The sequence below is a fragment of the Mesoplasma corruscae genome (assembly GCF_002930145.1).
In the GTDB taxonomy this organism is placed as follows: domain Bacteria; phylum Bacillota_I; class Bacilli_A; order Mycoplasmatales; family Mycoplasmataceae; genus Entomoplasma; species Entomoplasma ellychniae.
Map to the genome: position 1 here is coordinate 46,289 of NZ_PHNF01000001.1, position 11,651 is coordinate 57,939.

Consider the following 11,651-nt stretch of genomic DNA (forward strand, 5'->3'; position numbering starts at 1 on the left):
TTAACCCTTAATCAAAAATTTCTTCACGACGTTTTCTGTATTTTTCTTTTTTAATTTTATCAATACTTTTTTTAATATGTTCACGACGCTTTTTCTTTTTTATATCTTCTAACTCAATTTTACGTTTCTTTTTATACCCTGGTTTAACTTTTTGATTAGAATATTTAGCAATTACTTTTTTAGAATCATCATCCAAATTTTCATAATTATTAATTTTTTTAGATTTTTTTTGTTTAACTTCAATTAAAGCATCATTAGCGATTTTTGTCATCATAAAAGTTATTCCACTTTTTTGTAAACTCTCTATTTTAGATTGATTTTGGACATTATATAACACATAGCTTTCACCAGTCATTTTGCCCCTGCCTGTTCTACCACTTCTATGTACATAATATGATAAATCAATTGGTAAATCAATCGATATAACATGACTAACACCGACAATATCAACACCTCTAGCAGCAACATCAGTTACCACAACATACTTGAATTCATTGTTCTTAATTTTTTTAAGCATATTCATTCTTGTTCTTGGTTGTAAATCTCCATGCAATTCACCTACATGCTCATTTGTTATTAGGCGAATTAATTTAACATACTTTTCAACTTCATCTTTTTGATTAATAAAAACTAAGCATAAAAATGGGTTAATTGATTTTACAACACTTGATAAAAATAATTCTATTTCTTTATTTTTAGTATCAATCAAAATATGCTTGATATTTTTAGTTGTTTTATCATTATTTGTTACATCTACAAAATGAGAATTTTTCAAATATTTTTTAACAAATATTTGCAATTGTTCAGAAATAGTTGCGCTAAATAGAGATATTTTTATGTCCTTTTTAACTTTTGAAATTATAAAATCTACTTCTTCAAAAAAACCAAGTTCAAAAATCATATCACATTCATCAATTACAATAAAATCAGATGTTGTTACTTTTAAACTATTTGCTTCATAAAGTTCTTTAATTCTTGTTGGTGTTCCTACTGCTATTGTTGGTTGTGTTTTTTCTAAGTGAGCAATTTGTTTATTTATATCTTCTCCACCAATAAACAATGATGCTTTTATTTCTGGCTTATTTTTTATAAATGGTTTTATATTGTCAAAAATTTGTTTTGCTAACTCTCTTGTTGGAGCTAAGATTAAGGCTTGAGTTTGTTGTTTTTCTTTATCTTTTATATTATTTAAAATGGGCAATAAAAAAGCATGAGTTTTTCCGGTTCCCGTGTGTGATAAGGCAACAACATTTTGATGTTTTTTGATTAATGGAATAATCTTTTCTTGAATTTTTGTTGGGTTAAAAAAATCTATTTGAACTAAAGTGTCGTTAATAAATTTTTTAAAACCAAAATTTGAAAATGACATTTTAATTCTCCCTGTACTTTTTATATTGATTAGTTATATCATAACTTTTTATTTTTAAATCTTTAAAATTATCTGATAGTTTTTTATTTAAATCTTGAATAAAGTAATTTTCCATGTAATGACCCACAGTTATTAACTTAACATTATTGTCATTAGCATAAATTCAATCACTTCATTTGGCTTCTCCAGTTACAAATGTGCAGTCAGATAAACTATTATTTGATATAGATGATGCACCGCTTCCTTGATTAATATATATTTTATCAATGAGATCTTGCATAACAATATTTTTGCTTATTTGAATATCATCAGTTTCAAAAGTTTTTTTAAGCTTTTTTATTAACTCATTTTGGTTGAGACTTTTTTTAAATTTAATTTCTAAAAAATCTTTTTGTGAATTAGGTTTTTCTATTTTTTTAACTTCAAAATCACTACATGCAATTTCTATAAAAGATTGATAGGCGCAATAATCATAATTTGTGTGAATAGAAAAAACCAATACATTATTATTTTTTAAATATTTAATAACCTCTTTTTTAAAAGGGTTCTTTTTTTCTTTATCTAATTCTTTAAATATAAATGGATGTCTTGTGATTATAAAATTAGGTTTTGTTTTTTTAATTTCTTCAAAAGAAGTTGATGTTAAGTCCAAAGTAATAAAAACATTGGAAATTTCTTGTTCAAAATTAATCATTTTTTTATCAAATAACTGAAACCCTACTTTGTCTCATTCTTCAGCTTTATTGGAAGGAAACTTTTTTTCTAAATATTTAACTAATTTTATTAATTGCATTTACATAACCTTCTATTGATTTTATTTTTTTAACAGTCTTTATATATTGTTCGCTATGATTTTTTTTATTCAATTTTAAAAGTATACTTTTATATTTATTAATTTCATTATTTAAGTAAAATAAATAATTTTGGTTATTTATGAAATAATTTTTATTTCCAAGCAATAAATCTTTTTTTAAAATTGAACTTTTAAACTTTGTACTTATTTGCAACAATCAATAATGTTTTTTTTGATCGACAAAAAAGTCTTCAAATAATATTTCAAAATTATTTTTAAAAGCTCATTGTCTTATAGGAGAAACTTCTGTGTTAGAACAAACTATAATTTGACCTTGTGGCTTTTTTCAAGATGACAAAATATTAACTATAGTAGGAGAGCCTAAACCACAAATTGTAACTACATCTAAACTAATATCTTTATCATTTATAAAATCAAATCCGTTACTTTTGATTGTTGTTATTTTATTTGTTAAGTTTGCTGATTGAATGTTTTTCAAAGCTTCTGCTAATGGTTCACTATTTACATCAATTGCAAATGCACACTTAGCTTTACTGTTTTGCACTAAAAAAATGGGTAAATAAGCATGATCAGTTCCAATATCTGCAACATTATTACAATCATTAATTAAATCTGCCACCTTACTCAATCTTTTACTTAACATACTTATCCTTTATAAAATTCTTTTAAAACTTTTCCAGTCTTATTATTTGATGTAGGTTGTTTTAATTTTCTAATTGTTTTGTTTTCTATTTGTCTAATTCTTTCTCTTGTAACATTTAATTCAATACCAACTTCTTGTAATGTTTTTGAAGCTTCGTATTTTAATAAATGCTCTTGAATGATTTTAGATTGAATTGTTCTGATTTTTTCTACAGGGGTTTCTAAATGAATATCAAATTTTGCAATATCTTTTTTTAGTTCTTCAGAAGTTGTATCGCCACTTTCTTCAGCAAGTCTTATCAAAGTTCTAACTTTTGTTGGTACAATCCCATATCTCATTCTTATAACTTTTTCTTCTCTTGCTGGCATTTCTTCAAATATTTTGTCAAAAATATTTCTTAATACCTCCTTTTCAGTAAAGTCAGAAGGTGAAACCATGTCTTTATCTTCAACAAAATCACCAAAATGAGTATCGTCTTCATCACCAAATGGTTTTTCTAAACTTACAGGTTCTACTGCTATTTTTTTAATTTCAACAACTTTTTCAGCAGTAATATCTCCACCCATTCTTTCAGCAATTTCTAAAAATGTTGGTTCTCTACCTAATTCTTGAGTTAGTTGTCTTTCAATTCTTGCAAGTTTATTAATTGTTTCAACCATATGAACTGGTATTCTAATAGTTCTTGCTTGATCTGCAATAGCTCTTGTTATTGCTTGGCGAATTCATCAGGTTGCATATGTTGAAAATTTAAAACCCTTTAAATAATCAAATTTATCAACAGCCTTAATTAAACCAATATTCCCTTCTTCTATTAAATCAGCAAAATCTAATCCTCTATTTAAATGTTTTCTAGCAACTGATATAACCAACTTCAAGTTAGAAGTAATCAACATTTCTCTTCCTTCTTTAATTTCTTCAGGAATATTAGATTTTGCAAGTTTAGCATAAACAGTCTCTTGATCTTTGCTTAAAATTTTTGTCTGCCCAATAGCTGAAAAGTATGTTTTAATAATATCTTGAATTTTAGTTTCATTTGAAATACTTCCGACTCTATACTTAGTGTTACCTGAATCTTTAGGTCTTCTTCCAGGACCTCTTCTTTCACCAATTAAATCATCTACAGAATCAGAATCATCTTCTATTGTTTTATCTTCGTTATCTTCAATTAAAGCAATTTTTTCTAAATCTTCATCCAAATCAATATCATCTTCTTCAAGGTCAATAAATGAAATTCCATTTTTTTGAACTTCTTCTAATATTTTTTCATACTCATTGTCACTAGCATTTACAAAAATTTTACTAAATTCTTTTTGAACTTCTTCAGATGTTATTTCATTATTATTTGCTTTGGCTCATTGAATTGTATATTTTAAAAACTCATCTATAGTTTTTATTGAAGATAGTTTAGCTTTGTCATTATATTTTTTCATTATTTTTCTCCCTGTTTTAAAAAATTTAATTTAAATTTTTTTCTCATTGCAATTCTTGCATTTAATGTATTTGTTAGTTTTTCTCTTTCAAGAACGGTTATTTCTTTTTTGTTCAATTGTTGTTTTATTTCAAAAATATCTTCTTCATTATGTCTTTCTTTAATCTTAATAAAAGCATCATCTAACCTTTTTAATGGATCTGAATATTGCATTTGAAAGTCTAATGAATTAATTATTGACTCAATTATTTCGTTAAGCTGCGGTAAATTTTCACTTTGCAATTTATTTAACATTTCTTTTGAAGAAATACCTATATTGTTTTCATATATTTTTAAAACCTTTTGAATTAAATGTCTACTATCTTGATTTTTTAATTCAATATCTGAAATATTTTTCTTTATATAATTCAAATGCTGATTACTTTTTAATAATTCTTGCAATATTGCATTTTCACTATTTTGATATCCTCTTATTTTATTTTCAACACTTTTATTAAATGATTTATCAATTGGATTTTTTGGTTCATCCAAACTTTCATTTTTATTAGAATGAGTTGTAAAATTTCTTTTAGACTTAAATATTTCAATTATAGCAGGCTTTGAAACTTTAGATATATCTTGAATTAACTCAAGTGATTTATCATAAAGTATTTGATTATTTGCACTTAAAACAAAATTAGCTACCAAAGAAATAAATTTAGCAATAGAATCATAATTATTAGAATCAGTTGATTTTCATAATTGTTTAATTACAAATTCTAAAGGTTCAATTGATTCGCTTATCATTTTTAAAACTAAATCTTTTTTATTTTGATTTATAAGTTCATCAGGATCATTAGTAGTAATGTTGTAGACTATTGATGTTTTAATTTTATTTGCAATTAATAAACTAGCAGCTTTTATACTTGCTTCAACACCTGGTTTATCACCATCCAAAAATATTTTAACTTCACAATCTTTAATTGTTTTGAATAACTTAATGTGAAAACTTGAAAGTGATGTTCCCATTAATGCAATAACATTATCAATACCAGCACCACACATACTTATAACATCCATATATCCTTCTAAAATTATTATTTCTTTTTTAATTCTGGCATTTTTACTAGCGGATAAAAAGTTATAAGCAATTTTTCTTTTTTGAAAAACTTCAGTTTCTTTAGTGTTTAAGTATTTAGGTCTTTCTGAGTTATCTTCAATCTTTCTACCACTAAAGCCAATCACATTATTTTGTTCATCTGTTATTGCGAAAATAATTCGATCTGAAAAAATATTTTTTATTTTTTTATTATTTTCATCATAATTACCCAAACCAGACTCAATAATATCTTTTAATTCAAATCCCTTATCCATCAGGTGTTGGGCTAAGTTTGATTGTTTTGAAATATATCCAATATTAAATTTGTCTATTTGCTGAAGATTTATGTTTCTGCTTTTTAGATATTCAATAGCTGATTTACCATCTTTTGTAGCTAAACCTGATTTAAAAAAAGACATAGCTTCAGAGTTTAGTTTATATATTTTGCTTAAAAAATTATTTTGAATGGTGCTTAATTTTTTTTGATATTGACTTATATCAAAATTTATGAATTTTGCAATTTTCTCAATTGCTTTGTTAAAACTAATATTATCAAATTTTTTAACAAACTCAATAACGTTACCACTTTCTTGGCAAGAAAAACATTTGTAAATCCTTTTTTCATTACTAACTGACATTGAGGGACTAGTATCTTGGTGAAAAGGGCATACTGCTCAAAAGTTTCGACCTTTTTTCACAAGTGTTATTCTCTCTCCAACAACACTTACAATTTCTGTTTTTGCAACAATATCATCAATAACTTCTTTTGGGAACATAAAACCACCGCCTCTCTTTTAAGCTAAATTAAATTTCAAAAAATCTTTTAACTTATCTTTTGAGACTCTTTCTTGATTCATAGAATCTCTAAATCTTACAGTTACACTGTTATCTTCTTGTGAGTCGAAATCACAAGTAATAACCAAAGGAGTTCCTATAGCATCTTGTCTTCTATACCTTTTACCAATATTTCCAGTTTCATCATAAGTAGCATCAAAATCAACAATTAGATCTTTAAATAATTTATTTGCTTCTTCTGATTGCTGTTTTTGTAATGGCATGATAGCAATTTGATAAGGAACAATATTATTAGGTAATTTCATCACTATTCTAGAATTACTTTCATCGATTTTTTCTTCTTCATATGCTTGACATAATAAAGCCAGTATTAATCTTTCAACTCCAACTGAAGGCTCAATAACACTTGGTATAATTTTTGTATTATCTATAGGATTTAAATAAGTCAAATCTTCTTTTGACAATTCTTTGTGAACTGTCAAATCAAAATTCCCTCTATGAGCAATACCCCAAAGTTCACCTCAACCAAACGGAAATTTAAATTCAATGTCGCTTGTCGCTTTTGAATAATGTGCTAACTCATCTTGTTCGTGTTCTCTAATTCTATAATTTTCTTTTTTAATTTTAATAACATTTTGCAAAAATCAATCCACTTCATTAACTCAATACTTATATCAATCATTTTCATCATTTTCATTAAAAAAGAATTCTAACTCCATTTGTTCGAACTCTCTGGTTCTAAATATAAAGTTTCCCGGTGTAATTTCATTTCTAAAAGATTTACCAATTTGTCCAACTCCAAAAGGTAATTTTTTTCTTAAAGATCTTTGAATATTTTTAAAGTTTATAAAAATACCTTGAGCAGTTTCTGGTCTTAAATAAACAGATGATGCAGAATCTTCTAGCACGCCTTGATTTGTTTTGAACATCAAAGCAAATTTTCTAATTTCAGTATAATCACATGAACCACACTTAGGGCATTTTATTTGATTTTTATAAATAAAATCTTTAATATCTTTTTCATTCATGATACCTGAATTAATGCTTGAATCAAACTCTTCAATTAATTTATCCGCTCTTCATCTACTGTGACAGTTTTTGCAGTCAATTAATGGATCATTAAACCCATCAATATGACCACTGGCTTGCCAAACTTTTGGATTCAATATAATAGAACTATCTAAACCAACATTTAAAGGATTATTTCTTACAAAATGATCTCATCAAGCTTTTTTTAACTTATTTTTTAATTCAACACCCAACGGACCATAATCTCATGAATTAGCAAGCCCTCCGTATATTTCAGATCCTTGAAAAATAAAGCCTTGACTTTTAAGATGATTAATTAATTCGTCCATTTTAACCTAATTTCTATTTATATAAAAATACAAAAGTCAGGCAAAGCTGACATTTCATATTTATTGATATTCATTTAAATAATAAACTAAAACACTAATTTGTCAACACATTATAAGTGTACTCAACAAACTCTTTTTCCCTGTATATTTCTTTGGCTAGTAATTCATCTATTGATTTTGAAAAAATTCCAATTTCATCTTTCAAATATGTTAACAAAACTCTTAATAAGATGATTTCATAAGCTACATTCATTTTTTCATGAAAAATTGAATTAAAAGTATTTTTTTGTAAATTCATTAAATAATCAATAAACTCAACTGATTGTTTTTTTTCTTTTGACGGGTCAAAACAATTAGCGCAAACTAAACCATAATTACTAAAATCAAATCTTCTATATATACGGTTCTTTTGGTTACATACATAACACTTACTTAAATCTCATTCTCCACCAAGAAATTTTAATATATAAAAAATAAACCAAACAAGATTTGAAAAAGGATTTTTATTATTAGCTATGTTATTTATGCTTTTTTCAAGCATTTTATAAATTGTATAGTTCTTACCTATAAAATGCTGTTCTTGCAACATAATGGTGCTTATAATGCTTGCAAACAAGTAATTATTATATATTTTAGTTAAACCTAAATTAGATTCAAGCAATCTTCCTGTTTTCAACTTTGACAATGAATAAACACTTCTTGATTTAAATATTTCAAATTCTGAAAAGGAAAAAGAATTTAATGAATACATATTTTTAGAAGTTGGTTTATTAACACCTAAAGCTATAAAAGACATTTTCCCAAACTTATCAGAGTAAATAGTGACAATTTTGTCGAAATCTTGAAAATCAAAACTTTTGAGTACAATGCCTTTAATAACTCTTTCACTCATTATTAATATTTATCCTTATCATAACCCAATCTTTTAATTAATGATGCTGAACTTCTTCAATTTTCTTTGACTTTCACAAAAAGTTCAAGTGTGACTTCTTTGTCATATAGTTCTTGAATTTGTTTTTTTGACTTATAACGAATATCAGATATTTTTTTACCTTGATGGCCAATAATAATACCTTTTTGAGACTTGCGTTCAACAATGATTGAAGCAACAATGTTTACGTGCTCTTCGTCTTCTTCAATTTCATCAACTAAAATAGCAACTGAATGAGGAACTTCTTGCCCAGTTTTAAACAAAATATTTTCTCTAATTATTTCTCTTATTGAAAATCTAGTTGGCTGATCAGTAATGGTCTCTGCATCATAAAATAAAAATCCATTTTCTGGCAAATACTTTTTGATCATTTCAATCAAAAGATCTATATTAATGTTTTTTATAGACGAAGTAATTAAAACTTCATCAAATATTTTTCCAAATTCCGCCCATTCGTTAGCTTTCAAAAACAATTTCTCTTTAGTAACTGAATCTGATTTTGAAATAACTAATATTTTAGGCACTTCTTTTTTCTCTAATTCTTTTAATATAAATAAATCATTTTTTCCAATAGTTTCATCAGCTGGAGCCATAAAGATAATAACATCAACATCTTTCATGCTTCTTAAAGCTGAAGAATTCATAAACTTATCAATTTGGTTTTTAGAAGTGTGAATTCCTGGAGTATCAACAAAAATTAATTGCGAACTTTCATCAGTTTTAATTCCTCTAATATTATTTCTTGTTGTTTGAGCCTTTGAAGATACAATCGATATTTTTTGCCCAATAATTTCATTTAGTAAAGTTGATTTACCAACATTAGGTCTTCCAACTATTGCAATAAATCCTGACTTAATATTCCCCATTTAATTCTCCTCTCTTAAGTAATCTTCTTCAATAAAAGTTATTTTATATTCAACATTATTTAAATTTAATATTTGGTCTTGAAGCTTAAACATTATTGCTTCTTGTTCTTCATTCACTTCATGATCATAACCCATTAAATGCAAAAAGCCATGAACTATTAAAAAAGCCATTTCTTCTTTATCAGTATGGTTATATTTTAAACTTTTTTTATGCGCTTCTTCAGGACAAATAAAAATATCTCCAATTTCTTGAATTCCCACTATTTCGATTTCTTGTTTTGACATTTGAATCGGAAACGAAAGAACATCAGGTATATATGTTTTGTTTCTAAACTTTTTATTAATTTCAAGAGCTTCTTTTGAATCCACAAAATTAATTGATAAATTAACTTCGTTTTTTAGCTTCAAAACTGTATAAGCTGTACTTAAAAGCTCAATTGCCAACTTTTCTCAATCTTTTGTTTTCTTATTTGTGCTATTTGTAAAATAAATATCTATCATGTTTTATACCTTTAATATATTTTAAGGTAAAATCAAAAATTTATCACTAAATAACTCATGGAATAATTTTATTACACTTTTTATTTCTTCTTTTGTAATAATTTTGAAGTTTGTATCTAAAATTATCATATCAGCTTTATTAAAAAATATTGACATTAACTGTATAAACTCTGCTTCAATGTTTGTATAGCAATTAGGTTCAACAATTTTTTCAAGTTTGATATTATACTTTTGTATTAAAGATTTTATTTCTAGATTAGTAAATATATTTATGATAGTTTTATTTTTATTAGTAATATTTTGAAAGATAGTGCTATAAGTCAAGCATAATTCTTTGATATAAATTATTTTACTTCTAAGACTTGAAGGATCAATCTTTTTAATATTTACATTATTGATAAAAATATCAACTGTTGCTTCTTCAAAAGTTTTGTTCAATAATTTTAAATTAATATTTTGAATTTGATTTGTTTGATTTGTTATCAACATAACTTGAGTATTTTTCTTTTTTTCATAAATCATTACTTTTTGAATTTTATCTATAATTAATCCTTGTTTTTGATTAGTAAATAACTTTAGATACTTTATTTTGTAGGTTTTGTACGTTTGCCAATGTTCGTTAAAATGATAAAAAGTAATTAAAAAGCTTTTATTAAACGATTTAAGTAAAAGAATTATAAAAAAAGAATTAAAATCTAGTGTCTGATCTTTTATCAAACTTCAACATATAAAATAAATTATTAAAAAACTGCATTTCTCTAAAAAATCTATTGAAGTAGAAAATAGTCGACTTTTATTCATTGGTTTGTAATTGTTCATCTTTTTATAAAATTCATTTTCTTTCCCTAAATTTTTTAACAAGGAAGGATTATTTAATATCAAGAGCCAATCCATAGATTGTTCTTTTTTAAAATTATGCACCTTGTTTTTATTTAATATTACAATAACAATTATAATATTTATAATAAGTAATACAATAAGGGCTTCTTTTAAAATAAATCCTATATAAATTAAAGTAAAAATATTAGTAAATAAAGATGAAATTAATGAAGTTATTTGTAAACTTTCAAACCTACTCATTCAATTAATTTGGTTATATATACTATAAAATTCTCTTTCATTATTATTTGCGATGTAATAAGTCAATTTCTTAATATATACTTGATTATTTTTTTCATAAAATTTAAAAATAAAATACTCTGACATGTTTTTAAAAATTAAATTTAAGATAAATACTATAACAAAAAATGAATAAAAAACTAAATTTTGGTTTTCATTAGTAAAAGTAGAACTATAAAGTTTTATTATTCTAGTTTCAAAAATTATAAGAATGCTTAATATTAAACTTATAAATATATAAAGTGTATTTTCTAAACTTAATAAATTTTTAAATGTAAATAAGTGTAGTTTATATTCTTTATTAAATGCTTTCTTGTTTGGTTTGAATAATAAAACATTATTTTGAAATATACTGATAAATTCTTCAAAAGTATATCTTTTCTTATTGTTGCAGCTTGGATCTAAAATTAGAACTCTTAATTCTGTTAAGTTTTCAACAACAACAAAGTGTGAAATATTTTCTTCATTAATTACTTGTGCAATGAAAGGGGTTTTATTTTTCAACTCTTGAAAATCCATATCAACTTCAAAAGCTTCACCTTTTATTTTAAATTCATTAGCAATATCTATAATGTTATAAAAACTTAATTGCTCGTCTTTTAAATTCAATTGTTGTTTAATAAAATCTAAATCTAATTCTGTTTTGTAAAAATAATTAACAAGCATAGCAACACAAGCAACTCCACAATCTTTATAAGTTTTTTGTCTAATTAATTTCAAAAAATCACCTCAATTATTATTAAGGTGA

The 11,651-nt window shown here is 24.7% G+C and carries 10 protein-coding genes; all 10 read right to left on the reverse strand.

Annotated features, from left to right (window positions below; genetic code table 4):
• Positions 1–7 precede the first annotated feature (7 nt).
• Complete coding sequence (locus MCORR_RS00165) at positions 8–1,369, reverse strand: DEAD/DEAH box helicase (protein WP_104207637.1); 1,362 nt, start codon at positions 1,367–1,369, stop codon at positions 8–10.
• A gap of 1 nt (position 1,370) precedes the next feature.
• Positions 1,371–2,162, reverse strand: a complete 792-nt coding sequence (locus MCORR_RS00170) for a Nif3-like dinuclear metal center hexameric protein (RefSeq protein ID WP_104207638.1) — start codon at positions 2,160–2,162, stop codon at positions 1,371–1,373.
• Positions 2,140–2,826: a tRNA (adenine(22)-N(1))-methyltransferase gene (locus MCORR_RS00175; RefSeq protein WP_104207639.1), complete on the reverse strand. Its 687-nt coding sequence runs from the start codon at positions 2,824–2,826 to the stop codon at positions 2,140–2,142. The genes MCORR_RS00170 and MCORR_RS00175 overlap by 23 nt, the downstream gene beginning before the upstream one ends.
• A 2-nt stretch (positions 2,827–2,828) precedes the next feature.
• Positions 2,829–4,256, reverse strand: a complete 1,428-nt coding sequence (locus tag MCORR_RS00180) for a sigma-70 family RNA polymerase sigma factor (RefSeq protein WP_104207640.1) — start codon at positions 4,254–4,256, stop codon at positions 2,829–2,831.
• A complete protein-coding gene (dnaG, locus tag MCORR_RS00185) occupies positions 4,256–6,109 on the reverse strand; it encodes a DNA primase (protein ID WP_104207641.1) in 1,854 nt (617 codons plus the stop codon). The genes MCORR_RS00180 and dnaG overlap by 1 nt, the downstream gene beginning before the upstream one ends.
• An 18-nt stretch (positions 6,110–6,127) precedes the next feature.
• Positions 6,128–7,486, reverse strand: coding sequence for a glycine--tRNA ligase (locus tag MCORR_RS00190; protein ID WP_104207642.1), 1,359 nt, complete (start codon positions 7,484–7,486; stop codon positions 6,128–6,130).
• A 94-nt stretch (positions 7,487–7,580) separates the two neighbouring features.
• Positions 7,581–8,378: a DNA repair protein RecO gene (gene recO, locus MCORR_RS00195; RefSeq protein WP_104207643.1), complete on the reverse strand. Its 798-nt coding sequence runs from the start codon at positions 8,376–8,378 to the stop codon at positions 7,581–7,583.
• A gap of 2 nt (positions 8,379–8,380) precedes the next feature.
• Positions 8,381–9,283: a GTPase Era gene (gene era / locus MCORR_RS00200; RefSeq protein WP_104207644.1), complete on the reverse strand. Its 903-nt coding sequence runs from the start codon at positions 9,281–9,283 to the stop codon at positions 8,381–8,383.
• Positions 9,284–9,784 (reverse strand): rRNA maturation RNase YbeY, encoded by a 501-nt coding sequence (ybeY, locus tag MCORR_RS00205; protein ID WP_104207645.1) that lies wholly within the window; start codon positions 9,782–9,784, stop codon positions 9,284–9,286.
• A gap of 21 nt (positions 9,785–9,805) precedes the next feature.
• A complete protein-coding gene (locus MCORR_RS00210) occupies positions 9,806–11,623 on the reverse strand; it encodes a cysteine peptidase family C39 domain-containing protein (protein ID WP_104207646.1) in 1,818 nt (605 codons plus the stop codon).
• Positions 11,624–11,651 lie beyond the last annotated feature (28 nt).